At 62.3% G+C, this 26,153-nt stretch carries 18 protein-coding genes and 1 riboswitch; of the genes, 12 read left to right on the forward strand and 6 right to left on the reverse strand.

All coding sequences use genetic code 11. From position 1 onward, the window contains the following. Nucleotides 1–208: 208 nt before the first annotated feature. Together ABB27_RS06150 and ABB27_RS19265 are read left to right on the forward strand one after the other, a co-directional pair. Nucleotides 209–2,677 carry a fimbria/pilus outer membrane usher protein gene (locus tag ABB27_RS06150; protein ID WP_244479155.1) on the forward strand — a complete coding sequence of 823 codons (2,469 nt, stop codon included), beginning with the start codon at nucleotides 209–211 and terminating at the stop codon, nucleotides 2,675–2,677. Between the two features lie 23 nt (nucleotides 2,678–2,700). Continuing rightward, nucleotides 2,701–3,807 carry a fimbrial protein gene (locus ABB27_RS19265; RefSeq protein WP_161809617.1) on the forward strand — a complete coding sequence of 369 codons (1,107 nt, stop codon included), beginning with the start codon at nucleotides 2,701–2,703 and terminating at the stop codon, nucleotides 3,805–3,807. 508 nt (nucleotides 3,808–4,315) lie between these two features. Here the strand turns inward: ABB27_RS19265 and ABB27_RS20035 are convergent. Further along, nucleotides 4,316–4,543, reverse strand: a complete 228-nt coding sequence (locus ABB27_RS20035) for a hypothetical protein (protein ID WP_162531829.1) — start codon at nucleotides 4,541–4,543, stop codon at nucleotides 4,316–4,318. Between ABB27_RS20035 and ABB27_RS06160 the strand changes: the two genes are divergently transcribed. Together ABB27_RS06160 and ABB27_RS06165 are read left to right on the forward strand one after the other, a co-directional pair. Next, on the forward strand, nucleotides 4,453–5,484 hold the full coding sequence (locus ABB27_RS06160; RefSeq protein ID WP_057627399.1) for a fimbrial protein: 1,032 nt from the start codon (nucleotides 4,453–4,455) through the stop codon (nucleotides 5,482–5,484). The two genes, ABB27_RS20035 and ABB27_RS06160, sit on opposite strands and share 91 nt — an antisense overlap. Before the next feature lie 134 nt (nucleotides 5,485–5,618). Beyond that, nucleotides 5,619–6,404, forward strand: a complete 786-nt coding sequence (locus tag ABB27_RS06165) for a DUF3667 domain-containing protein (RefSeq protein ID WP_083491171.1) — start codon at nucleotides 5,619–5,621, stop codon at nucleotides 6,402–6,404. A 33-nt stretch (nucleotides 6,405–6,437) separates the two neighbouring features. On the opposite strand, the gene ABB27_RS06170 is transcribed toward ABB27_RS06165, so the two are convergent. Both ABB27_RS06170 and ettA read right to left on the reverse strand, forming a co-directional pair. Further along, complete coding sequence (locus ABB27_RS06170) at nucleotides 6,438–7,754, reverse strand: NCS2 family permease (protein WP_057627403.1); 1,317 nt, start codon at nucleotides 7,752–7,754, stop codon at nucleotides 6,438–6,440. 266 nt (nucleotides 7,755–8,020) lie between these two features. Next, complete coding sequence (ettA, locus tag ABB27_RS06175; RefSeq protein ID WP_057627405.1) at nucleotides 8,021–9,685, reverse strand: energy-dependent translational throttle protein EttA; 1,665 nt, start codon at nucleotides 9,683–9,685, stop codon at nucleotides 8,021–8,023. 219 nt (nucleotides 9,686–9,904) lie between these two features. Here ettA and ABB27_RS06180 point away from each other — a divergent pair, with 219 nt between their 5' ends. Next, complete coding sequence (locus ABB27_RS06180) at nucleotides 9,905–10,372, forward strand: RcnB family protein (protein ID WP_057627407.1); 468 nt, start codon at nucleotides 9,905–9,907, stop codon at nucleotides 10,370–10,372. A 72-nt stretch (nucleotides 10,373–10,444) separates the two neighbouring features. On the opposite strand, the gene ABB27_RS06185 is transcribed toward ABB27_RS06180, so the two are convergent. After that, complete coding sequence (locus tag ABB27_RS06185) at nucleotides 10,445–16,330, reverse strand: two-partner secretion domain-containing protein (RefSeq protein WP_057627409.1); 5,886 nt, start codon at nucleotides 16,328–16,330, stop codon at nucleotides 10,445–10,447. 11 nt (nucleotides 16,331–16,341) lie between these two features. Further along, entirely contained in the window at nucleotides 16,342–17,988 is a 1,647-nt protein-coding gene (locus tag ABB27_RS06190) for a ShlB/FhaC/HecB family hemolysin secretion/activation protein (RefSeq protein ID WP_244479157.1), read from the reverse strand. A 288-nt stretch (nucleotides 17,989–18,276) separates the two neighbouring features. On the opposite strand from ABB27_RS06190, the gene glyA reads away from it, so the two are divergent. The 5 genes from glyA to ribD all read left to right on the forward strand — a co-directional run bounded on the left by glyA (nucleotide 18,277) and on the right by ribD (nucleotide 22,902). Continuing rightward, nucleotides 18,277–19,530 (forward strand): serine hydroxymethyltransferase, encoded by a 1,254-nt coding sequence (glyA, locus tag ABB27_RS06195; protein WP_057627411.1) that lies wholly within the window; start codon nucleotides 18,277–18,279, stop codon nucleotides 19,528–19,530. Between the two features lie 155 nt (nucleotides 19,531–19,685). Further along, nucleotides 19,686–20,219 (forward strand): transcriptional regulator NrdR, encoded by a 534-nt coding sequence (gene nrdR / locus ABB27_RS06200; protein WP_057627412.1) that lies wholly within the window; start codon nucleotides 19,686–19,688, stop codon nucleotides 20,217–20,219. Between the two features lie 132 nt (nucleotides 20,220–20,351). Continuing rightward, entirely contained in the window at nucleotides 20,352–21,191 is an 840-nt protein-coding gene (locus tag ABB27_RS06205; RefSeq protein ID WP_152984456.1) for a hypothetical protein, read from the forward strand. Nucleotides 21,192–21,239: 48 nt separating this feature from the next. Further along, nucleotides 21,240–21,707 (forward strand): GNAT family N-acetyltransferase, encoded by a 468-nt coding sequence (locus ABB27_RS06210; protein ID WP_057627542.1) that lies wholly within the window; start codon nucleotides 21,240–21,242, stop codon nucleotides 21,705–21,707. Nucleotides 21,708–21,801: 94 nt separating this feature from the next. Continuing rightward, complete coding sequence (gene ribD / locus ABB27_RS06215) at nucleotides 21,802–22,902, forward strand: bifunctional diaminohydroxyphosphoribosylaminopyrimidine deaminase/5-amino-6-(5-phosphoribosylamino)uracil reductase RibD (protein ID WP_057627416.1); 1,101 nt, start codon at nucleotides 21,802–21,804, stop codon at nucleotides 22,900–22,902. A 92-nt stretch (nucleotides 22,903–22,994) separates the two neighbouring features. On the opposite strand, the gene ABB27_RS06220 is transcribed toward ribD, so the two are convergent. Further along, entirely contained in the window at nucleotides 22,995–23,618 is a 624-nt protein-coding gene (locus tag ABB27_RS06220) for a hypothetical protein (RefSeq protein WP_057627419.1), read from the reverse strand. A 521-nt stretch (nucleotides 23,619–24,139) separates the two neighbouring features. Beyond that, a riboswitch (FMN riboswitch) is annotated at nucleotides 24,140–24,324 on the forward strand. 76 nt (nucleotides 24,325–24,400) lie between these two features. On the opposite strand from ABB27_RS06220, the gene ABB27_RS06225 reads away from it, so the two are divergent. Then, a complete protein-coding gene (locus tag ABB27_RS06225; protein ID WP_057627421.1) occupies nucleotides 24,401–25,003 on the forward strand; it encodes a riboflavin synthase in 603 nt (200 codons plus the stop codon). Beyond that, entirely contained in the window at nucleotides 25,000–26,100 is a 1,101-nt protein-coding gene (gene ribB / locus ABB27_RS06230; protein WP_057627423.1) for a 3,4-dihydroxy-2-butanone-4-phosphate synthase, read from the forward strand. The genes ABB27_RS06225 and ribB overlap by 4 nt, the downstream gene beginning before the upstream one ends. Nucleotides 26,101–26,153: the final 53 nt, after the last annotated feature.

Genomic DNA, 26,153 nt, shown 5'->3' on the forward strand with positions numbered 1-26,153 from the left:
TCTGAAGGAACTCGGTGTGATTGAGAGCAGTTTGTCATTGCCCATTGGAAAGTGTTTGAGCGATGCGAGAAACGGGCGCGGTGGGCTGCTTTCAGCGCTCATGGCAGCGGGCGGTGTCTTGCTGGCCACGCAGGCAATAGCCGCGCCAGCGCCGGAGCCTTCCGCAAACCTGGGTGAACAGGCCCTGCTGAGCATGGGAGGGCCGAAGTTGAGCCCGCCCGAACAGGCACAGTTCGATTCCAATTTCCTGTCCGGCTCCGGGCAGAAGGTGGACCTGTCCGCCTTCAGTAACGGCAATCCCATTGTCGCGGGCACCTATCGGCTGGATGTCTATGTCAATGGCACCTGGAAGGGGCGGCGTGACTTGCCTTTCCGCGGCAATGGCAAAGGTGACGTGGACGCCTGCCTCGACCTGCAGACGCTGGAAGCGTTGGGCGTAGATACCGAGCAGCTGCAAATGCCGGCTGAAGGTGGCAGTGCAATGGCGGCTGATGCAGCTTGCCCGCAGCTGGGTGAGCGCATACCGAACGCCTTTGGCATCTATGACAGTGGGAACCTGCGCTACGACGTGAGTATCCCCCAGGCCTATCTGCGGCGGGAGGCGCGCGGCTATGTGAACCCGTCGCTTTGGGACCGAGGCGTCACTGCGGGCTATATCGGTTACACCTTCAACGTGGTTGATGGTGAAACCCGCGGCGCCTTTGATAGCCGCAACCGTAGCGCTTATCTCGGTATGAACATGGGCCTCAATCTGGGCGGCTGGCAGCTGCGCCAGGACTCCAACCTGACCTGGAGCGAGGGCCGTGGCAGCCGTTGGCAGCGGATATCCACCTATGCGCAGCGGGGCATTGGTGGCTTGCGCGGAATGTTGACCGTCGGCGAGTCCTATACCAGCGGTGAGTTGTTCGACTCCGTCAGCTATCGCGGTATCAACCTGACCAGCGATGACCGCATGTTGCCTGACTCGCTGCGCGGCTATGCGCCGGTGGTTCGGGGCATCGCAGAAACCAATGCGCGGGTGGAAATTCACCAGAATCAGCAGCTGATCCATTCCACTACGGTATCGCCGGGTGCGTTCGTCATCGATGATCTGTATCCCACCGGCTATGGCGGCGATCTGGACGTTCGGGTGATCGAGGCGGACGGGCGCACACGCAGCTTCAAGGTGCCGTTTGGAACGGTCGCGCAGATGTTGCGTCCGGGAATGTCGCGATATGCAGTCACCCTTGGCCAGGTGCGCAATGACAGCCTGCTGGATGAGCCGTGGTTGGCGCAGGCGACGTATCAGCGCGGCATCGGCAACCGTCTGACGCTGTATTCCGGTGGTGTACTGAGTGAGAACTATGGGGCAGTGCTGTCGGGTGCAGGGCTTGCAACGCCGCTGGGTGCGTTCTCGCTCGACGTCACCTATGCGCGTTCGCAGTTCCAGCGAGGAGAAAGCCAGCGCGGCAGCAGCTCGCGTTTGAGCTATAGCAGCCTGTTTGCCCCGTTCGGCACCAATGTGACGTTGGCGGCCTACCGCTATTCAACGCGCGGTTACTACAGTTTGCGGGACGCGTTGAGTACACGGGATGCCATCAGTCGAGGCTTTGATGCGCGCCCATTCGAGCGCCAGCGCAGCCAGTTCCAGCTGACCTTGAATCAGCCGCTTGGAAAGCGGGCTGGGTCGCTGTATGTCACTGGCTCGGTCAGCGACTTCTACAGCCGCACGGGCACCAGTACGCAATATCAGATGGGTTACAACAATGCCTGGCGCGCTCTCAACTTTGGTGTATCGGCTGTTCGCACCGAAGAGGGATTCTCGGGTGCACGTGATACCCAGTACCTGTTGAGCATGAGCATGCCGTTGGGGCAGCGTAGCCGGCGGCCGGTATCACTCAGTGCCGACCTCAGTATGCGCGACAACAGTGCAGGAACGGCGCATACGAGGGGGTATGACAGTAGCCGAATCGGGATCGCCGGTTCGGCAGGCAGCGACTACAACATCAATTATGGATTGACCCTGACAGATAGCCGTACCGGCCCCGGCAGCGCGGTGGCATCGGTCAACTATCGTGGACAGTACGCAACGTTGGACGGCTCTTATGGCTATTCCAATGAATTCCGTCAGTTGTCGTTGGGGGCGTCCGGCAACGTGGTGGTACATGCGGGAGGGGTCACCTTGGCCCCGTATCGCGGTGACACCATGGTGCTGGTGCATGCTCCCGGCGCTCGGGGCGCGCATGTGCTCAATGCGCCTGGCCTGCGCGTGGACAAGCGCGGCTATGCGGTGGTTCCTTATGTGTCTCCCTACCGGCTCAATGCAATTACGCTTGATCCGGCGGGCATGGCGCGCGATGTCGATCTGGAGTCAAGCAGCCAATCGGTGGCGCCTTACGCTGGCGCTATCAGTCTGATGCGCTTCAAGACGCGCAGCGGCAGGGCATTGTTGATCAGCGTGCGCGCGGCGTCCGGTCAGGCGCTACCTCTTGGCGCATCGGTAAAGGATGCCCAGGGACAGCTGGTCGGATTGGTGGGGCAGGGCGGACGGCTGTATGTGCGCAGTGAGAATGATAGCGGCCGTCTGCAGATCGAATGGGGTGAACAGGAGTCGCAACGGTGCGTGCTGGATTACCAGGTGCCAGCTGCCACCGGGGAGCAGCAGGGATTCATAAAGTTGGACTCGATATGCCGCTGAGCCCCAAGTGTTGCGCAACAGTCGTGCTTCAACTGACAGCAACCGGGCAGCGGTCAGTTGCCTGCGATGTCGGGTTCAACGCGCTTTTTGTTGAAGGGCTGATTTCTTTTTTTCGTAGGAGTATTGGTTGTATGTCGCTGTGGAGAAATTCATCCTGTGCGTGGTTGTGTGCGATGGGCGTACTTGTGGCCATCGCATATGCGCCGCCGCTGCGTGCGAAATGCTTCAAGCCCGATCCGAACAGGCCGCCCATAACCGTGGATATAAGCGCCGGTCCGATCTATGTTCGTCCAGGTTTGGCAAATACGGCGATTGATATCCGGCTTATTCCAGCGAGCATACCGGGCGGCTGCTATGGCGGTGTATTTACACGCTATAGGATGCCGTTGACAGCTTCCGATGGACCGCACACGGCTTTTTACACCGATGTAAAGGGTGTTGGTATTCAGCTTATGGAAATGAATGGTAACAGCTGGGTGCGCGTGTATACCGATCGCCCACACGTCATGAATTCGGAGAATTCACCTGCTGATGCCGTCATGGTTCTTTTGTATAGGACTGAATCCGAGGTGGCGCCGGGTCGAATTCTTCCCGCTGGATTAGTGGCCAGCTATTGGTTTGACGAGGACGGGCCGAACAATCCGGTAGCAAACATTGTAATGGGTGCTCTGGGAACCACGATCATGCCGACTACCTGTGCGGTGGCAACAGCCAGCAAGAACATCGTGGTTGATTTCGGTGCGGTTTCACGTAGCGAATTCTCCGGTGTGGGGAGCAGGGCGCAGTCCCGCGACTTCTCCATTGATATCGAGTGCAGCAGTATTAGCAGTGTCTACAATACGGTTGGCTTGCGGGTGGATGCTTTTCCTGATCCTTCGAATCTGCCAGGTGTTCTGGCAGTGAGACCGGGCAATGACGCTGCACGTGGTGTTGCAATTGAGTTGGTGCGAACCAACGCAGGCGTCGAGGAGCCGATGCCACTGGCGCAATTCGTCGAGATGGGGAAGGTCGGAACAACTTCCACCAGCCTGAGTATTCCGTTGCGCGCACGTTATATCCAGACGGCGGCTGGACAGGTTGAGCCAGGCAGGGCCAATGGTGTCGCGACGTTCACCATTGAATACAAGTGATGCGCCATGCAATGCGTAGCGCTTGGAGACACCGAAGCTATCAGCAACCAAAGCATGGCTTTGGTTGCTGATGCGCAAGTGCTGCTGTCATGGTGTTGGCGGATTGAGATGATCTTTGTTGCCTTTTTTAAATATTCCTGCTGGTCGTTGTGATGTACCCGATGAGGATGTCCAAAGATGGTGCCGTGTTCTTGATCCGGCATCCCCGCGCTAGTGGCAATGCGCTGTTGCATGCGACGTGATCCGCAAAGGAGGTGCTTGCTTATGCCCTTTGATTTGCCGGCCAAGACGTTAGCTGTCTGAGCAGTATCATGTGTCTGCGTCGTCACCTGTGGTGTTGCCGGGTGGCGTTGCAGAGAGCGTGTAGCTCCTTTTTTCGGGCTGGCGCGTTTCCCAGTATCACCAGGCCCAGCTAACGCTCCGCGTCGGTCAGCGCTGCGTCATACATCGCCTGCGTATGCCCGAAGCACCACTTGAGAATATTTTTCCGCACTGCTCGGGCAGCGATTTAGCGCCGGTCTGCATGTAATGCAAAACCGATCGCCTTTTGAACGGTGGTGTCGGGTTTTGCCGAACGCGGCATCTTTTTTCGATTGCCAGCGACGGTGACTGCCGTGAGGCTGGCGCTTTTCAGGAAGAAGGCATATGTCGTCGAAGCAATGTCATGCGCGTAGGTTGCGGGTGCTGCTGAGTGGTTGTGTGGTCGCAGGATTGGCGTCAGGTGCGCATGCGGCATGCCTGCTAAATGCAGGGACGTTCGTGCCGCAGGACGTGCAGATGGATATGGCACAAGTGACGATCATGCCCAATGTGCCGGTGGGGGGCGTCATCAAAGAGCTGGTGGTGGCGATCAACCAGCGTGATCGTGTGGCGCAGTGCACTGGCACCGGTAGTGCGATTGGGCGGTATGTCAACGCGGCACAGCAGATACCCGTTGCGGGGTTTTCCAATGTGTATGCGACCGATGTGGCGGGTGTGGGTATCCGGGTTTATCGCGACTCGGGAAGCATCCAGACGTTCTATCCCCATGATCTGCCGCTGAACACAAGCGGTGCGGTAACCTTGATTGGCGGCAGCTTCCGGGTGGAACTGGTCAAGACTGCAGCAGTCACCGGCTCTGGCCTGATCGCACCCAATGGCAGATTCACCACGTACTACTTCAATGGAGATGGGCCACTCAAGCCGGTGCTGGTATCCACGTTCAAGGGCTCTGGCACCACGGTGGTCAATCCCAGTTGTTCGGTGCAGGCTGGTAGCCGCAATATCGTGGTCGAGTTTGGCGCCGTGCCTGCCAGCAGCTTCAATGGTGTTGGCTCGCGTGCGCCCAGCCGCGACTTCGATATCACCCTGGATTGCCAAGGCAGTAATCTGGCCCAGTACCAGAATCGAATAGGTATTCGCCTGGATGCCGCCCAGGACAGCTCCAATCTACCGGGTGTTCTTCCGGTAGCCGCAGCGACGGATGCTGCTGCGGGCGTTGGGATCGAACTGGTGCAGCGGGTTGGTAGCAGTGAAAAGCCGGTGCAGTTCTCCCAGAATATCGAACTTGGCACGAGCGTGGCCGGTGCCAGCACATTGCAGTTGTTGTTGCGTGCTCGTTACATACAGACCCGCGCGGGTAGGGTGACGCCAGGCAAGGCCAACGGCGCGGCTACGTTCACCATCCAATACAACTAGTTGGAGTAGTGCAGGCGCCCGGAGTGTTTGGGGGCTGGGCGCCTGCTGTGGAGGGCTGGCCAAGCGGATAGGGGGCATGGCGAAGACAGTTCGCCTCGTTCTAGAATGCCACCTTGCCATCAAGGGGGCAGTGCATGGGGATGCACGTCAACACCAGCTGCATCAACTGTGATCGAGCGGTCAGCGTTGCAGATCAGAAGTACTGTCCGGGTTGCGGTCAGCCGACGCCGGCGCATCGCATCGATTGGCACTTCCTGGGTCATGAGCTGGAGCACAGCGTGCTGCACATGGACCGCGGCATCCTGTACTCGCTCAAAAACGTGATGCTGCGGCCCGGGCAGTTGTTGCGTGACTACATCGAGGGCCGGCGCGGCAACCAGGTCAAGCCGCTGTTGCTGATCACGATGATGGCGGCGGCCGTGGTGCTGTTGAATCGGCTGATCACCGGCGGCAGCATGATGGATAGTGGCGTTTCTGAGGCGTTGGTTGCCGGGCAGACCATGCCGGCAGAGCTGTTGCGGTTCTTGGCGGCTTCGCGCTCCGTTTCGGCCTGGATCGATTCCCACTTTGCGGCGTTCACGCTGATGCTGTTGCCGATTGAAGCACTGGTGTTCTGGCAGGTGTTTCGTCGCTACAGCCAGTTGAACTATCCCGAATGGCTGGTGATGACCACACTGTTGACTGTGCAGGTATTCGTGATCTGGTCGGTTTTGGTGTTGCTGTACCGCTGGTTGTCGCAAGCACAGTTAGTGGCAGCTTTGCTGGGCATGATCTACAACGCATTTTCGCTGGTGCATTTCTTCCAGGACCGACCGGTGTGGTCGACGCTATGGCGGACCGCTGTAGCGCTAGCAGTGTTCTCGTTGATCAGTTCGGCGGCGGTCATGGCAGCTGCGCTGGTCGTGATGCGGGTAGCGTGACCCGCACATGTCCGCATTGAGCGGGGCCCATGATCATTCCAGTGTGTAACGCAGCACGAACAAGCCTGCCACCAGCCACACGGCCGGATGAACTTCACGCCAGCGGCCGGTGCCGGCCTTCAATGCCGCATAGGCAATGAAGCCGAAGGCCAGACCATTGGCGATGGAATAGGTGAACGGCATTGCCAGCGCGCACAGCGCGGCGGGTACCGACTCGGTCAGGTCATCCCACTTCACTTCCACCAGCTCGCGCAGCATCAGCCCGGCGACGAACAACAACGCCGGTGCGGTGGCATAGGACGGCACCATTGCCGCCAGTGGCGAGAACAGCAGGGCGGCCAGGAACAACGCGGCGACCACCAGTGCGGTCAGTCCGGTGCGGCCGCCAACCTGCACGCCGGAGGCGCTTTCAGCAAAGGCGGTGGTGGAGCTGGTGCCCAGCAGCGAGCCGGCAACGATCGCGCTGCTGTCTGCCAGCAGGGCGCGGCTGAAGCGCTTCTTGCCGTCTTCCAGTTTCAACAGGCCGGCGCGGCCAAGTACGCCGTACAAGGTGCCGGTGGCATCGAACACTTCCACCAGCACGAATACCAGCACCACCTGCAGCAGCACCGCCAGCGGTGCGCCACCGTCGTGGTGCAGCAGGCCGGGCAGGTCCAGTTGCAGGAAGGTCGGGGCCAGGCTGGGCGGCAACGAGACGATGCCCTGGTACTGCACTGAGCCAATCGCCCAGCCAATGGCGGTGACGGCGAGGATGCCGATCAGGATGGCGCCGCGTACCTTGCGCGCTTCCAGGATGGCGATCAGCAGGAAGCCGGCCAGGGCCAGCAGCGGCGGGGCGGTATTGAGCGGCCCCAGGGTCAACATGGTGTCTTCGTTGGCGACGATCACGTTCGACTTCTGCAGCGCGATGATGGCCAGGAACAGGCCAATGCCGGCCACGATGGCCGAACGCAGCGAGGCGGGAATGCCGGCCACCAGCCAGGCGCGGATGCCGGTGAGCGACAGCACCCAGAACACCACGCCGGAAATGAATACCGCAGCCAATGCCTGCTGCCAGGGCAGGCCGGCAGCGCCAACCACGGTAAAGGCGAAGAACGCATTCAAGCCCATGCCAGGTGCCATGCCGACCGGGTAGTTGGCAGCGAGCGCCATCACCGCCGAACCAATCGCCGCTGCCAGGCAGGTCGCCACGAACACCGCGCCCGGGTCCATGCCGGTGGTGCCGAGGATTTCCGGGTTGACGAAGACGATGTAGGACATCGTCAGGAAGGTGGTGATGCCGGCCAGCACTTCGGTGCGGACGCTGGTGCCGTGTTGTTGCAGCTTGAAGATGCGGTCGAGCAGGGACATGGGGGAATTCCGACGGGCTGGAGGGGCTGGCTGTTCCTTCTCCCGCGCGCGGGAGAAGGTGCCCCGAAGGGGCGGATGAGGGCCGCTCCATCCGCTCTTCAGTTTTCTTTTTTTGACAAAGTGGGCGGTGCAGGTCTTTAGCGCAGAGCTTGCCCTCACCCCAACCCCTCTCCCGCAGGCGGGAGAGGGGCTTCAAAGCGAAGGGCGCGCTGTCCTGCACCGTCGCCAAAAGCAGACGGCCGCACTGGGCGGCCGTCTGTCGGGTATTACTTCAGTGCCTTGAAACGCAGGCGCTTGGGACCGGCATCGTCGCCGAGGCGACGCTTCTTGTCCTCTTCGTACTCGCGGTAGTTGCCCTGGAAGAACTCCACGTGCGAGTCGCCTTCGAAGGCGATGATGTGCGTGGCGATGCGGTCCAGGAACCAGCGGTCATGCGAAATGACGAAGGTGTTGCCCGGGAACTCCAGCAACGCATCTTCCAGCGCACGCAGGGTTTCGATGTCCAGATCGTTGGACGGTTCGTCGAGCAGCAGCACGTTGCCACCCTGCAGCAGGGTCTTGGCCATGTGCAGGCGGCCACGCTCACCACCGGACAGCGAGCCGACCATCTTCTGCTGGTCCTGGCCCTTGAAGTTGAAGCGGCCGATGTAGGCACGCGACTGGATCTCGACACCGTTGATGTTGAGGATGTCCAGGCCGCCCGCGATTTCCTGGAACACGTTGTGGTTGCCCGTCAGCGCGTCGCGGCTCTGGTCGACGTAGGACAGCTTGACGGTCGGGCCGACCAGGATCTCGCCCGAATCGGGTTTTTCCTGGCCGGTGATCATCTTGAACAGGGTCGATTTACCGGCACCGTTCGGGCCGATGATGCCGACGATGGCACCCGGCGGGATGATCATCGACAGGTTGTCGATCAGCAGGCGCTCGCCGAACTTCTTGGAGACGTTCTTGAACTCCATCACCGAGTTGCCCAGGCGCTCGCCCGGCGGGATGAAGATTTCATTGGTTTCGTTGCGCTTCTGGTAGTCGACGCTCTGCAGCTCGTCCAGGCGGGCCAGACGGGCCTTGCCCTTGGTGCGGCCACCCTTGGCGTTCTGGCGTGACCACTCCAGTTCCTTCTGGATCGCCTTCTGGCGGGCCTTTTCCTGGTTGTCCTCCTGCTTCAGGCGCTCGTCCTTCTGCTCCAACCACTGGGTGTAGTTGCCCTTCCACGGAATGCCGCGACCGCGGTCCAGTTCCAGGATCCACTCGGCGGCGTTGTCCAGGAAGTAGCGATCATGGGTAACGGCCACCACGGTGCCGGTGTAGCGCGCCAGGAACTGCTCCAGCCACTCCACGGACTCGGCGTCCAGGTGGTTGGTCGGTTCGTCGAGCAGCAGCATGTCCGGCTTCTGCAGCAGCAGGCGGCACAGGGCCACGCGGCGCTTTTCACCGCCGGACAGGTTGCCGATCACCGCGTCCCACGGCGGCAGGCGCAGGGCGTCGGCGGCCACATCCAGCTGGTTCTCCAGCGTGTGGGCATCGCCAGCGGCCAGGATGGCTTCCAGCCGTTCCTGTTCCTTTGCCAGTGCATCGAAGTCGGCGCCTTCCTCGGCGTAGGCGTCGTAGATCTTGTCCAGCGCAGCCTGGGCCTGCAGCACTTCGCCCACGCCTTCCTCGACTGCTTGGCGCACGGTCTGGGCCGGGTCCAGGCGCGGTTCCTGCTCCAGATAGCCGACCTTGATGCCGGCCTGCGGGCGGGCCTCGCCCTCGAAATCGGTGTCCACGCCGGCCATGATCTTCAGCACGGTGGACTTGCCGGCGCCGTTCAGGCCCAGCAGGCCGATCTTGGCACCGGGGAAGAACGACAGCGAGATGTCCTTGATGATCTGCCGCTTGGGCGGGACCACCTTGCTGACGCGGTTCATGGTGTAGATGTATTGCGAGGACATGACGTCTCCGTAGCGCAAGCTTGCGCCCGGTCCGGTAGCGGACTGGGCCCAAGACAAAAGGGAATCGTCCATTATAACAGGGACCCTGCCATGCCCGGCTGACCGGCAGCTGCCCTTGCTGATTTCTGAATGGGAAAGGCCGTAACCGTTTCCAGCCGGAATTCGTTCAGATGAAGTGAGCATGATGGGAACTGTCCACCAACCCAGTGAGGGCCACCCATGAAGATGAACCGCTTAGCTGTCGCAGCGATGACCACCCTGCTGGCATTTGGTGCCACCGCCCCAGCCTTTGCGGCAGGTGACCGCGACGACCACGACCGTGGCCGCCATGGCTGGGATGACCATGGCCGGGGCCATGATCGCGGCCGGGGCCATGACCGCCACGACCGCCGTGATGACCGCCGCCATTACAGCAATGGTTACCGCGAGGGCTACCGCGACGCCCGCTACAACGATCGCCGCTACTACGCCCCGCCGCCGCGCGTGGTCTACCGCCCCTATGGTTTCGAGCGTGGCCACCGTTACAGCAACTACTACGGCGGCCCGGTCTATGTGGTCAATGACTACGATCGCTACCACGTGCGTCGCCCGCCACATGGCCATCGCTGGATCCGCGATGACCGCGGCAACATGCTGATGGTGGCCATCGCCACCGGCATCATTGCCGATGTCGTGTTCAACCGTTGAGCAATCGCTGGCGGTAGCTGAACAGAAAAGGCGCATCTTCGGATGCGCCTTTTCCATTTCAGGGCCGGTGGATCACTCGGGTTGCAGGGTCAAACAGCCCATCCCTCTTGCCTGGGTGCAGCTGTCCTCCGGCAACAGGATGCTGGTGCCACTGGAGGAGGGGGCAGGCAGCAGCGGCGGCAGGTTGTTCGGCAGCGACACCGGCGCTGCATCATTGCGGCTGGCAACCACGGCGCGGGCGATTTCAGCAGCAATCGTCGTCGATAGCCCTGTTACCTGCAGGCTGCCGTCCTGGTAGCTGATGTCGTAGTTGCCCAGGCGGGCACCCTGCGCATCACCGACGAGGATGGCGTACATGCCGGGCCCGGCGTTGGCATTGTTGCCGGCGCTGGACAGCGAAACACTGTCGATGCTGTCGCCGTTGAGCAAGCCACTGGCGCGATAGCCATCGAGCGTCAACAGCTCACCAGCGCGCCTGCTGGCGTCGTTGGCGGTGATGACCAACCCGGCCTTGCCGATCGACAAGCTGCCGTCGACATAGTGGATGTCGTAATTGGACAGGCCGGTACCAACGGCATTGCTGGCGCTGATCGCATAGTTGCCGACATTGGCGGTGGCTCCAATGCCACTGCTGGCCAGGTCAACGGAGGAGAGGCTGTCGCCGTTTATCAGCGCGTCGCTGCTGAAACCATTGAAGTTGCCGATCTGGCCATAGGTTTTTCCAGCGCTGTTGGCGGTGATGGTCAGGGTCCTGGGATCGATACTCAACTGCCCTCCAACAAAGGTGAGCGCATAGCCGGAGATGCCGGTGTTCAGGCTGCCTTGGTTGATGTCGATCTGATACGGCGATCCGCTCACGACGGCGGTACCTGCGGCGCCTGATGAGCTCAGTACCGGGGTACCGCGGATCAGGTCCGCAATCACATCGGCATTGTAGGCGCCGGCTACCCCGGCCATGCCACCGCTGACGGTGTAGGCGTTGTCCAATCGCAGGGTGTCGCCATAGATCTTGCGCAGGGCGGAGGCCTGTATCGTCAGGGTTGGCTGCCAAGCGAACAGGTAGCGATTTCCCGACGCTGTGGTGCCGGCGAAGGCGGCGGTGTTCCAGATGGCGCTGTTTGCGCTGTCGAGATTTCCGAACGCGTGCGCTGATGTTGGCGACTTCAGGTAGATGCGCCAGTGACCATTGCCGCTCAACTGAATCGCGTTGGCACCGTGGCGATTTTCGAAAATTCCATCCGTGGCCAGATCAACGTTGTTGGCGGTGATCTGGCCGGTTAACCGCAGGTCGCCAGCAGCACTGGCTTTCAGATCGCCAGCGTCGGATGTACCCAGTGAAAGCGTCCTCGCACTGGCGATGGTCGCGTTTTTTGCATGCAATGACACTACGCCATCAAAAGCGTTCTGCCCGTTGTCCAGCGTGATGTCGCCCACGGCGCTGAGCTGGCTGGTGCCGGCGACATTCAACGCTCCGCTCTGCTGGATGGAACCGCTGCTGACTGCCCCAAGCTTGCCCTGGATCGTGGCATCGTCGAAGACGATCCCGTTGCCAGATAGCAAGGAATCTCCAGCAATCGTGGCATTGCCAAGTCTCAGTCCGCCGGCGGCAGTTGCAGAAAGGCTGCCTGCCTGCACAACGTCCAGATCAAGTGCGGCTGCACTGGCTATCTGAACTGTACCGCCATCCAGCGATACCACGCCAGCAAAGCGATTGCCGCCGTTAGTCAGAGTGATGTCGCCCTGTGATGCGAAGCTGGCCGCCCCCCCAATGCTGTAGGCAGCGGCCTGGCGGATGGCAGCGGCAACATCCACGGAAAGATTGCCGGTTGTGGTGATGCCGTTGGCGTTCAATGATGCGGCGCGCACCGTCAACGAGTCCAATGCAGTAATCGCGCCAACATGGTCGCCGATAATCACTGCGCCGGTAGCGGTGATGTCCAGCGCATGCGCACCGTTGATCGCCCCCGCAAAGGAAACAGTCCCTACATCCAGGGTCACATCATTGGTCAACGAAACGGGACGACTGAACATGGCGCTGGTATCGACGCTTACGTCGCCTCCCAACGTGGTGGTGCCGCCGCCCTGTACCTGCAGACTTCGCACATCGACCGCGCCGCCGAACGCGCTGCCTGCACTACCTGTTGCGACAAGGTCCCAAGGCCCAACAACGGTGCTGCCAAATGTTGTTGTGCCACTCTGGCTGCGGACGCTGGTGAATGCTTTCAGGTTCACCGCATCATTGAATGCAAGATTGCCACTGGTAGCGACCCCGCCCCCCAGCTCGGTCGTGCCGGCTGCATCTGTCGTCAGCGATGCCAGCGCTTTGGAGCCTCCTACCGCGCCACCAAAGCGGGTGACACCGGCGGTGTTGACCTGTAATGCAAAGTCACCGTCGAGGGTGCTGCCAAACCCGATGTCGCCTCCGCCTGTGCTGGTAAGGGCCGCGTCCTTGGTCAACTTCATTGAAGCGTTGTACTGCTGTGCGCCACTGGTTGTTACCGATGTCCCCAGCAAGTCGGCCGTGGCACTGTCGACCTGCAGGCTGGTCAGTACATTGCTTGCCCCGATCGATCCGAACCGCACCATGCCACTGCCTGCATTCAGTGCCAATGCGTGCGCACCATCCACACCTGCCAGGGTTATATCGCCCTGCACGCTGGTCAGGCTGCTGTCGCCGTTCAACTGCAACGCGCCGTTGAACGCCTGCGCGCCAACCGTGGTTACTGCGCTATCGATGGCCGCTGGGCCGGATACCGTCAGGCTGGAGAGCGCTGTCGATTGACCTATACCTCCGGCAATGCGGACCGCGTCGTCTGAGATCAGCGTAAGTCCCCATCCTCCATCAATGTTACCGGTGATGTTCAGCGCTCCACCTGCGTCCAGCGAGGTGTCACGCGTCAATCCAAGTGCGCCGACGTAGCGTTGGTAGCCTGCGGTGGTTATGTTGCTGCCAAATTGCAGCTGCGCTGCCTTGGCCTCCAGGTTGCGTGCACTGACACTGCCCAGTCTGAGCAGGCCACCTGCATTGATGAGGACATCACCGCCAAGCATATCGACACGACCGCCAAACACATTGAGGGCGTCCAATGCGATGTTGCCGTTAACAGCGTTGAATACGCTTGTACCCGAAACGTCCAGCGCCCCAAATTGGCTGATGGACGTGCCCAAAACCTCCAAAGCGCCGCCATCGGTGACCGTAATGGAACCCAGCGACATTGCCTTCCCGATAAGAGCGGCGCCACCGCCTGCGATGCTAGCGTCATCAAGTGCCAGTGCGCCCGAGGCCCTGGCGTCCAGCTTGGTGACCTGAACTCGGCTGATGTCCAATGCTGTGCTTGCATTGATGGACACAGTGGCACCGTCGAGCGATACATTGCCGTTGAACAGATTTCCAGCATTTGTCAGCGTTAGATCGCCGTTCGAAGCGAAGCTGGCATTACCGCCAACGTTGTAAGCCCCTGTCTGCTCGATACCGTTGAATACGCCGAGGCTGAGGTCGCCGCTGGTGGTGATGCCCTGCGCGCTGAATGACCCAGCAGAGACTGCCAGTGATGCCAGCGCGTTTGCTGCCCCAACAGCACCCAAAAATCGCGTCCCTCCCGATGCCTCTGTCGCCAGTGCATACGGGCCATCCAGCGTGCCGCTGAAGGCAATGGAACCTCCCAAACTCGTAAGCGCGGTACTGGCGGAAAGTACGGCATTTTCACCATAATCCTGATTACCCAGAGTCTTCAAAACACCCGACAGGCGCGTAGCGCCACCTCCACGGGTGGCTAGTGATGTCAATGCAGCGGTGCTGCCAATACCGCCAGCCAGCGTGGTGGTTCCCGCAGTATCTACTACCAGTGCATGCGCGCCATTTGCTCCTGCATTGATGTTGATGAAATAACCGCCAAGGCTTGTCAACGTGACATCGCCAGCCAATACCAATCCGTCGCGGTACGCCTGCGCGCCACTGGTGGTCACATTGCCGCCCAGTTTGGTCGTGCCACCGGCGTCTGTCTCCAACGCAGCAAGACTGACCGTGCCACCAAATGCGGTCTGGCCGGCGGTGTTTACGGTCAAGGCAGAAAGGCCAGTGACACTGCTGGCGAACGTAATGTCGCCCGCCGCCGCACTGCTCAACGTGGCAGGCCCGCTCAGCGAAACAGAATCGCGATAGGTCTGGCTTCCCGTTGTTTGCACATTGCCGCCCAACTCGGTGGTACCTGCTGCATCCGTGGTCAGTGAAGCAAGGGCTTCAGTTCCACCTACGGCGCCAGCGAAGGTGGTGGCTCCCGCCGTACTGACGGTCAGATCATGTGCGCCATTGATGGTAGATCTGAAGTCGATGGCACCCGCCCCCCGGCTGGTCAGCCACGTCGTTCCCAACAAAGCCACCTTGCCGTTGTAGCGCTGCGTACCCGTGGTGATGACGCTCGACGGCAACGATATGCGCGCCCCGCCGGAGACATCCAGCGACGCAAGCGCTGTTGAGCCTCCCACCGCACCACCAAAAGAGACTTCCCCGCCCGCTGTTGCCCACAAGGCATGGGCACCATCAATCACTCCGTTGAATGTGATCGCACCCAGTGTGCTGGACAGGCTGGCGCTCTGGTCCAGCACTACGGCGCCGTTGTAGACCTGCGCCCCAGCGCTACTGATCTCGGCAGGCAAATGGATGGATCCAGCGGTTACAGCCAGTGAGCTGACCCCGACGTTTCCAAAGGCCAACCTGCCAGAGGCCGAGATATTTACCTGATCGGCGCTGAGCGACACATTGCCGCCGAAGCTGTTGCCGACATTGGTCAACGTTACATTGTTGAGTGCGCTGGTCAGCGTGGTGCTACCGGTCACCTCCAGCGCCCCGGTCTGGGTAAGATCGGCGGCATTGCTCAAGGCGAGGTTTCCACTGACCGTTCCGCCGATGCTGGATACCTTGTTGGCCTCCCTGCTCAGTCTGGCGTCACCAGTAACAGCCAGTTCAAGCCCGGTGCTGGCGACCACTTTGCCGTCACTTTGGTTGACACCTTTATCACCGGCAAGTCGGATGGTTCCGGCGGCGACATCACCTGATATGTTCAGCCCGCCGCCAACGACATCTGCGGAAAGCAGCTGCGTGGCCTGTACCGCGCCACCAAGGTTGATGGCCGACGCTGCCAGTGCTGGATCCAGGTTTGCCCGCAGTATGATTTGGTTGGCCGTGATGGAGCCGGTGTTGCTCACGGCGGCAGAGGTAGCGGCTGGCAAACTACTGGTTGCGGCCTCCAACTGCGCAGTAAGGCCTGCCAGCGGGTCGTAGTGGAGAGTGACACCGCCAGCCGACAGCAGATTCACCGTGCTGCCAACGATGGAGCCACTATTGGAGACAGATGCCCCCATCAACATTACCGGGCCAAGGCTGGTGATCTGCGCCCCTGCAGCAGTGCTGACCACTGCCGCTGCTCCGTCCTGAGCGAACTGGTAGTCATCACTCTGGCCGTCTGTATTTGACGTCAACGAGCTGGCGACCAGACCAGCAACATTCACCTGTGCGGTGCCACCAAATGCAATGCCGGCAGGATTGATGAGAAACACGTGACCGTTCGATTTCAACACGCCATCAATGCTGCTCAGCGTCCCACCGTTCACCATGTTCAAGGTAACGCCGTTTGCATCTGGAGTGGTGATGTTGACGGCACCACCCTCGCCGATATTGAAGCTACCCCAGGTGATCAGGGCTTTTGCCTGGGCCTGGGTGATCGTCATCGTGTTGCCAGCGCTCGAGATGGTTGCGCCGGTGGCGATCCCGTTCTGCGGCAGCTCCACTGCCTGTGCCCCCGCAGCGTAAGCAAGTGCCAGCGCCAAAGGCAGCAGGCGCAGACGCGCCGGCAGGCGGCGAGTGGCGCCGGTCGTGCCGCTTGGCGAAGTGCCGATTTCGGAGGTCACCTGGACTTGGCCCAGGGCGTGGTTGAACACAAGACGGTAGATGCGATTCATGGTTCGGATCCTCAGAAATTCATGCCGATGCGCGCCCACACCTGGACGTCATCAGCATCGGGGGCGCGGTAGCTGCCGGTCGGTTTTGCTGCGCTCAGATCCAGCTTCAGCGCGGGCTGCCAGGGGAGGTAGAGGCCGACGGCGACGCCGGCGCCTTCCAGCGTGGTCGGCTGGATGCCTAGGCGGCGGTTGGCGGCGGCGGGCGAGGCGCGGCCCCAGTCGTAGAACAGCGACAGCTCCAGCAGGTCGCCCCAACGGCGGCCGTTGAACGGCGAGGCGCGCTCGGCAAAGCCCGGCGCGCTGACCTGATATTCAAAGCTGGCCTGCACGCCGCGGTCGCCCAAGGCGCTGGACAGCGGGTAGGCGCGCACGCTGCTGGGCCCGCCGAGACTGAACTGCTCCAGCGGGGTGAGCGCAGCGTCGGTGAACTGGGCGCTGCCGCGCAGCAGCAGGCGCTGGTTGGCGGGCAGGGCTTGCAGACGTGCGGCGGTCAACCGGCTGACCCAGAAGTAGGATTCATGGGTGGGGTATAGCCAGTTCATCGGCGAGGATTGGTCGTCGAAGGATTTGCGTACCGACAGTTGCGCCATGTTGATGCCGCGCCAGCGGCGGTCGGTATGGCGCAGGCTCAGGCCGGCATCAAACACATTGAAGGCATGCCGCGACAATTCCATGCCCAGCGCGTCGAGCCGCGATTGCTCGTGGATCAGCCGGGCCGAGGCCTGTACCTGCAGATCGGTGCGCTGGATGAACTTCCAGTCACTACCGGCGTACAGCTGCGTGGTGGGACCGTGGATCTGCAAGGCGCTGAACGGGCCGGTGTTCAACTCCATCTCGCTGCGGCTGAGCCCGGCGATGGCGCTGAGGCCATCCACTTTCGATGAGGGGATGCTCAGTGACAGCGCGGCCTGCCAACTGTCGGCCGGGTTCAGCCCATAACCCAGGCTGGCAGCCAGCACATCGCCGGCACCCAGTGCGTTGAATGCACTTATGCCGACCTCGGCGCGGTACTTGCCGGTGCTGTCGGTGCCGTGATTGCTCAGCCCGGCGCTGATTTCGTAAGGGTGAGCGCTGTCCTTGGCGACCAGCACGATGTCGGTCTCGCCTTCGTTCTGGCCGGGTTGCAGTACCGAGGTGACCGACACGCCCGGCAGGTCGCGGGCGTAGAGCAGGGCACGGTCCAGTTCCCTCTGCCGTAGCGGGCGGCCAATCAGGCCCAGGCTGCTGGCACTGAGTTGGTCATCGCGGTAACGCTGGCTGCCTTGCACCAATATCCGGCCAACCCGACCTTCGATGACCTTGAGGGTCAAGGTTTGGCTGTCACCGATCTGCTGCGGTGGGATATAGGCCACCGACACCAGAAAGCCGGCATCGCGGTAGGTCTGGGTAATGCGGGCGGTGATCTGCTCGATCTGGGCGAAGCTGAGCGCGGCCGGCAGGCTTGGACTGATCTCGCGCAGGGCCTGGTTGGCAACAGCCTCGACCGAGGCGCGGCTGAGGCCATTGGCCGGATGCTCGCCAACACCTTCCACGCTGATTCTGGCGACCTGCACGGTGGCGGCGCTGGTTGTGCCGGGGTCGGCAGCCCAGACGCTGGTGGATATGCCGCCCAAAGCCAAGCCCAGCGCGGCGGCGAGCAGGGCCGCGGGGCGGCGCAAGGGGCGGGCGGAGCGGGGGCAGGGAGTGCGGCCGTGGCAGTGCATCAGCAGGGTATTCCTTACAGTTCAACGGTAGGGCTGGCGGCTGCAAAAGCCGGGGGCATACTCTGTTAACCGTAAGAAACAGGGCGAGGCGATCACTGATTTCAGGTAACTGCCCGACATTGTGATGGTCGTCACAAGTTGCTGCGGGGCGGCACCGGGCAGCCGATCCCAAATGAACAGGCGGCTGGCGGGCTGGAACGGGCTACAATCGGAAGCTCCCTCGCCCCCGTACCAGGAGCTGTGATGTTCCCGCGTGAAGCCCGTATCGAGTCCTACGATCCCGAGTTGGCCAAGGCCATTGCCGATGAGTGCCAGCGTCAGGAAGACCATGTCGAGCTGATTGCCAGCGAGAACTACGCCAGCCCGCTGGTGATGGAGGCGCAGGGCAGCCAGCTGACCAACAAGTACGCCGAGGGCTACCCGGGCAAGCGCTACTACGGTGGCTGCGAGTACGTCGATATCGCTGAAAAGCTGGCCATCGACCGCCTCAAGCAGCTGTTCGGCGCCGATTACGCCAATGTGCAGCCGCACAGCGGCTCGCAGGCCAACCAGGCGGTGTACTTCGCCCTGTTGCAGCCGGGCGACACCATCCTGGGCATGAGCCTGGCCCATGGCGGCCACCTGACCCACGGTGCCAAGGTCAATGCCTCGGGCAAGATCTTCAACGCCATCCAGTACGGTGTGGACGAAGCCGGCCTGATCGACTACGACGAAGTCGAGCGCCTGGCCCTGGAGCACAAGCCGAAGATGGTGGTGGCTGGTTTCTCCGCCTATTCGCAGATTGTCGACTGGGCGCGTTTCCGTGCCATCGCCGACAAGGTGGGTGCCTATCTGTTCGTGGACATGGCGCACGTCGCCGGTCTGGTCGCCGCTGGCGTCTACCCGAACCCGATCGAGCACGCCCACGTGGTCACCTCGACCACCCACAAGACCCTGCGCGGCCCGCGTGGCGGCATCATCATCGCCAAGGGCGCTGGCGAAGAGATCGAGAAGAAGCTGCAGTCGATCGTGTTCCCGGGCATCCAGGGCGGCCCGCTGATGCACGTCATCGCCGCCAAGGCCGTGGCCTTCAAGGAAGCGCTGGAGCCGGAATTCAAGGCCTACCAGCAGCAGGTGGTGAAGAACGCCCAGGCCATGGCTACCACGCTGATCGCGCGCGGTTACAAGATCGTCTCCGGTGGCACCCAGAACCATCTGATGCTGGTCGACATGATCGGCAAGGACGTGTCCGGCAAGGATGCGGAAGCCGCACTGGGCAAAGCCCACATCACCGTCAACAAGAACTCGGTGCCGAACGACCCGCGTTCGCCGTTCGTGACCTCGGGCCTGCGCCTGGGCACCCCGGCCATCACCACCCGTGGTTACCAGGAAGCCGACTGCGTGGCGCTGGCAGGCTGGATTGCCGACGTGCTGGACGCACCGGCTGACGAAGCCGTCATTGCCCGCGTGCGTGATGCGGTCAGTGAGCAGTGCCGCAAGTACCCGGTTTACGGCTGATCGGTGGCGGGTGCCAGCATATCTCGGCGCCCGTTCTGCCCTGAGCTGACCGCGTTACCCCGGGTTGGGCGCTTGCCCCGGCCCGGGGTTTGTTGTATCTGCGTTACAGGTTTTCCACGTCGCATGCGCGGCGCCTGAAGTCCAAGGCTTGAAACATGCATTGCCCGTTCTGCCAGCACACCGACACCCGCGTGATCGACTCACGTGTTTCCGAAGATGGCGCCACCATCCGCCGCCGGCGTGGCTGCGAGGCCTGTGGCGAGCGTTTCAGTACGCTGGAAACCATCGAACTCAAGCTGCCGGTGATCGTCAAGAGTGACGGTGGCCGCGAAGCCTTTGACGCGCGCAAGCTGCGGGTGGGCTTTGACCGCGCGCTGCAGAAGCGGCCGGTATCGGAAGAGCGCATCGAGGCGGCGGTACGCGCGGTGGTGCATCAGCTGCGCATGTGCGGCGAGCGCGAAGTACCATCGATCAAGGTCGGCGGCTTTGTGATGGACGAGCTGCGCAAGCTCGACCATGTCGGCTATGTACGTTTTGCCTCGGTCTACCGCAGCTTCGAGGATGTGGCGGATTTCCGCGACGAGATCGAAAAGCTGGAGCGTGACCATTCCAGCGATGAAGATCAGCTGCCGCTGCTGGGTCGTGCGCGGGTGGAAGAGGCGCGGGCAGGCAAGAACGGCAAACGCTGACCGGTACAGTGTTTCGGTATGGAGGCCGAAATGGCGATGCGATCAACGGGAAAGCTGTTTTCATGCAATGCACTGCTTGTGGCTGCGTTGTGTCTGCCATTGACTGCACAGGCGCAGGATCAAGAACAGGAGTTGTCCAAGCTGTTGGATGTGGCCGAGCGCGCCCGGCAGGCTGCGCAGGAAGCCGCCGACGCTGTTTCCACGCTGGATCAAGCTCGACGCAGGCCATCTTCCTGTGCGGGGGATACGTGTACGCCACAGGCGCTGGCAGGGCGCTATCGCATCGTCGAAGAGGGATTTGCAGGCTCGGTTCTGGAGCTGGGCGGCGACGGGAACTATGCGCTGCAGTTGGCCATGTCTCCCTTGCCGCGCAGCTCGAAGGGGCAATGGTCGCTGGAGGACGGCATGTTGTTGCTGCATCCGCGTGATGACCTCGCCAACACCGTGCAACTGGTTCCGTATGAAGCCAGGTCAGCCGAGCGCGCGCAGGTGCAGCAGCTGCTTGCCGACCTGCAACAGGCGCATCCGGATCCGGCTGATCGCAGTGGTCACGGCGAGCTCGAGGAACTGCAGGTGGCACTGGCAGACACGCACGCAGCGGGCAGGCCGTTGTACGTGGATCTGCTCGATCCAATGAGCGGCGTGGCCAGCGACGGCGTGCAGGTGGTGTTGGAGCTGGCCCAGGGCGAGCTGGCCGCTGAAGCCGAGTTGTCTGGGGCAAACACCTATCGTTTCCCATCGCCGGCACCGGGGCAGGTGGTGACTGGGCTGCGCTTGCACTTCCCAGGCATTGATGCGTCCGTGCGCCTGCCTTTGCATCCACCGCTGCGGCCCGGCTACCAGGTGTTGTTCGACGGCTGCGCGGTGGGCATGTGTGAATCGGAGACGATGGGCTTGGTGCTGGAGCAGGCGGAGGGTGGCGTGCGTTTTGATGGCTTGGGTATTGGCGTGTTCCAGCGCGTGAACGACTAGTTTTTTGAATGTGCAGGCCACCGAGCGTGGCCGCGTGAGTTGAATCCGATGAAGATCATCAATCTGCAGGACCGGTCCGAACTGCTGCCGGCAATCGCCCTTGCCCATGTGCAGGCGTTCGGCACGCTGCTGCCGGACTGGACGCTGGCCCAGGCCGAAGCCGAGCTGCGTGCGCAGCAGCGCGACGGCATTCCCTGCACCTGGCTGGCCGAAGATGACAGTGGCTGGCTGGGCTCGGTCAGTCTGTTGCATGACGATCACGAACAGATACGCGGCTGGTCGCCCTGGCTGGCCTCGCTGTATGTAGATCAGGCCGCGCGCGGGAAAGGCGTGGGCGCAACGCTGGTGGCGCACTGCGTTGCGCAGGCGGCGGCGCTGGGCGTGCCCGTGCTGTACCTGTACTGCGAAACACCGATGGTGGCGTGGTATCGCAGTCTGGGCTGGCGCGTGCATGCCGAGCTGCAATTGGGGCCGTTGGCGATAACCGTGATGGCCGTGGATACCGGTTGTCGCTGATTTGGCGGGGAATACGGGTGCTGACATCGGTGCGCATACACTTGGCGCACGACTGCTGCCGAACGGGCAGCGCATTCGCAATGAGGTTTTACCGATGAGTCAGTTCACCGCCACCGATCACCTGCTGATGGCCCGCGCGCTGCGCCTGGCCGAACGCGCGGCCTGGACCACCCGCCCCAATCCCATGGTGGGTTGCGTCATTGCCCAGGGTGATGAGGTGGTGGGCGAGGGCTGGCATCAGCGCGCTGGCGGCCCGCATGCCGAAGTGTTTGCGTTGCGCCAGGCCGGTGAGCGCGCGCGCGGCGCTACCGCTTACGTCACCCTGGAGCCCTGCGCGCACTACGGCCGCACGCCGCCCTGCGCGCTGGCGCTGATCGATGCTGGCGTGGGCCGGGTGGTGGCGGCGATGGCCGATCCCTTCCCGGATGTGGATGGCGGCGGTTTTGCGCTGCTGCGCCAGGCCGGTATCTCCGTCGAGGTGGGTTTGATGGCCGCGCAGGCGCGAGAACTCAACCATGGGTTTCTATCGCGCATCGAGCGTGGCCGCCCATTCGTGCGGGTGAAACTGGCCGGCAGCCTGGATGGGCGTACGGCAATGGCCAATGGCGAATCCAAGTGGATCACCGGTGAGGCGGCACGTGCCGACGTGCAGCAGTGGCGCGCCCGCGCGGGCGCGATCCTGACCGGCGCGGCCACGGTGTTGGCGGACGATCCGTTGCTGACAGCACGCCCGGAGGCGGGCGAATTTCTACCGCCTTTGCGGGTGGTGCTGGACGCGCGGCTGCGCACCCTGGACTGCAAGCGTGTGCGCGAAGGCGATGCGGGCACCTTGTATCTGCATGGTCCGGCGGTGCCGGTGCCCGCGTTGGAGGGTGCCGAATTTGCCGGCGTGGGTGTGCAGGGCGATGGCCGGTTTGATCTGGCCGAGGTGATGGCGATGCTGGCGGCGCGCGGCATCAATGAGGTACATGTCGAAGCCGGGCCAACCCTGTGCGGGGCCTTGCTCAAGGCCGGATTGGTCGACGAACTATTGCTGTACATGGCGCCCTTGCTGATGGGCGATAGCGCGCGGCCGCTGCTGGCGGGCTTGGGCATCGAGCATATGGCCCAAGCCCTGCCGCTGGAGGTGCACGACGCCCGCATGCTCGACAAGGACCTGCGCCTGCAGCTGCGACCGCCGGCGAAGACCAACTGAGCGCACTACATGAATCACGCCGCTGGCTGGAATCCGGGCAATAAAAACGGGGGCCTTTCGGCCCCCGCTGCATTAAACCCGGTAAGGCCGGATCAGAAGCTGGCGCGCACGCCGACCGAGTACTGGGCGAAGTCGCCCTGCCACTGGCCTTCAGCAACCACGCCCCAGGTCTTGTTGAACTTGACCTGGCCGCCCAGCACGCCGACGAACTCGGTGTCCATGTCGCTGCCATCGAGGGCGCCGCCCTTGATCCAGGCTTCGGTACGTGCCGACGGCTTGCCACGCAGGCCGATGGTCACGCGACCGGCGTTGGTGTGGTCTTTATAGGTGCCATTGAACTCGCCGGCGCCACTGACTTTTTCTTCAAGGCTCAGACGCAACCAGGCGATGTCGGCGGTGAAGTCGACGCGGTCGCTCATGTTCATGTGGTAACCGGCGCCCAGCTCCGGCTGGCCCAGCTGGAACTTCGAACGCACGCCATTGCCCCAGCTGACCGACTTGCGGACCTGCGAGTAACCAGCGAACAGGTTGACCTTGTCGGCGATGTCGAACGAACCGCGCAGGTAGGCGCCATCCAGGCTCGGGTCATTGAGCTCGTTGTCGTTGATCTTGACCTGGGTCCAGCCGGCTTCGGCGTAGGTGTAGCTGAGCTCGTCAGCGGAGGCGACAACAGGTGCGGCTGCCAGCATGGCGGCCAGAATCAGGGTCTTGCGCATGGAATCCTCTTGGATGTGATGTCCGTGTCGACCAGCCCCTTGCGGGCTGGAACCGTAACGTCATGTGACGGTGCGCGGATTCTAACGAAAAATTCACATGTGACAAGTGGTAGGGAGATGTCGGCTGCGCTAGGCCGGAACTACTTGTTCATAGAGATTTTTGCGGAATATGGCCCGCTTTTCCCGGCTTTTAAAGTCCAATTGGCTTGCTTTCCGCTTTTGTCGAGCGCTCGCTGTTGCCTGGGCAAGACGATACTTTCAGAGAAATCCCATCACCTTTGACGCAGGTTCCCTTTCGACGACATCGCTTTTCGGGGTAGGGAACGTTGTTTGTCGCAGGTAATCCTTTGCTCGCTTGCATGTGGCTTCAACTGCCTTGCCCCCGGCCCAGCTAGCTGCGGTGCCTGCGTCATCGAGAGCTACCAGCCCGTTCCACCGATGGGAAGCACTTGTTCAGCCGGGCCCGGGTCTTGCTGGGACCAGCGCTGCTACAATCGCCGGGCCGGTTCGCCGGCACTCACAAACGTCTTCAGGGCGGGGTGCAACTCCCCACCGGCGGTAGGTACAACGCTCCCGATGGGGCTGCTGTACGAGCCCGCGAGCGCTCCAGCAAGGCCCGCACAGCAGTGCGGTTACCCGGCGGAGGTCAGCAGATCCGGTCAGATGCCGGAGCCGACGGTCATAGTCCGGATGAAAGAAGACGGTGTCTCGGTCCCCTTGCAGGGGCCGTGCGCCTGTTTGCCTTGCGGCGTTTTTCGCTCACTGTATTGCGGAGAACGTTAGTGTTTACTGGAATCATCGAAGGCGTCGGCCGTCTGGCCGCACGCGAACCCATCGGCGGCGATGTCCGCTTCACCTTCGCCGTCGGCAGCCTGCCGTTCGAGCAGGTGCAGATGGGCGAGAGCATCGCCGTCAACGGCGTCTGCCTGACCGTCATCGACTTCGACGGCAGCAGTTTCAAGGCCGATGCCTCCACCGAAACCCTGGACCTGACCACCCTCGGTGGCCTGGCCGAAGGCGCGGTGATCAATCTCGAGCGTGCCATGCGCCCGACCGACCGTCTTGGCGGCCATCTGGTCAGCGGTCATGTCGATGGCCTGGGCAAGGTGCTGTCCATCCACGAGGATGCGCGCGCGCTGCGTTGGCGCTTTGCCGCGCCCAAGGCGCTGCTCAAGTACATCGCCAAGAAAGGCTCGATCTGCGTGGATGGCGTCAGCCTCACCGTCAACGAAGCCGACGACGAAGGGTTCGAGGTTGCCTTGATCCCGCATACCGTTGCCAATACCGCCTTCTCTGCCACCGCCGTGGGCAGTGCGGTCAATCTGGAAATCGATCTGGTCGCCCGCTATGTCGAGCGCCTGCTGGGCCAAGGAGCCGCACAATGAATTTCGCCCCCGTTCCCGAACTGCTGGAAGAGATCCGTGCCGGTCGCATGGTGGTCATCGTCGATGATGAGGACCGTGAGAACGAAGGCGACCTGATCATGGCCGCCGAGCTGGTCAAGCCGTCGGACATCAACTTCATGGTCACCCATGGCCGCGGCCTGGTGTGCCTGCCGCTGACCCGTGGACGCGCAGCTGACCTTGGCCTGGCGCCGATGGTGCAGGCCAATACCGCGCAGTTCCAGACCAATTTCACGGTCAGCATCGAAGCGGCTGAAGGCGTGACCACCGGTATTTCCGCGCACGACCGCGCGCATACCATCCGCACCGCGGTCAAACCCAATGCCAAGCCTTCCGACCTGCACCAGCCGGGCCACATCTTCCCGCTGATCGCCCAGCCCGGCGGCGTGCTGACCCGCGCCGGGCATACCGAAGCTGGCGTCGATCTGGCGATGCTGGCCGGGCTCGAGCCGGCCGGCGTGCTGGTGGAAATCCTCAACCCCGACGGCAGCATGGCGCGCCGCCCGCAGCTGGAAGTGTTCGCCCGCGAGCACGGTCTGAAGATGGGTTCCATCGCCGACCTCATTGCCTACCGCCTGGCCACCGAACACACCGTCGAGCGTGTGGACGAGCGCGACATCGATACCGAGTTCGGCGCCTTCAAGCTGGTCACCTACCGCGACCGTATTGCCAACGACCTGCATTTCGCCTTGGTTCGCAGCACTCCGGACAAGGACACGCCGACCCTGGTGCGCGTGCAGGTGGAGAACCCGCTGGCCGACCTGCTGCACTGGCGCCGGGATGATTTCGGCGTGGCCAATACCGATGCACTGCGGGCCATCGACGCCGCCGGCAGCGGTGTGATGGTGGTGCTGTCGGCACCGCGCGACACCAATGCCCTGCTTGCCCGCCTGCGTCAGCAGCCGGCACCGGTGACCCCGGGCAAGGACAAGGACGTGGGCCAATGGCGCCGCAACGGCGCCGGCGCGCAGATCCTGTCGGATCTGGGCCTGGGCAAGCTGCGCGTGCTGGGCACCCCGCGCCGGCAGATCGGCCTGGCCGGCTACGGCCTGGAAATCGTCGAAACCGTGCAGCCCTGAGGCCGGCAAGCAGTGCGCAGGAAACAGAAACGGGTAAAGCCGGGTAGTTGGCT

Source organism: Stenotrophomonas terrae, assembly GCF_001431465.1.
Taxonomy (GTDB): Bacteria; Pseudomonadota; Gammaproteobacteria; order Xanthomonadales; family Xanthomonadaceae; genus Stenotrophomonas; species Stenotrophomonas terrae.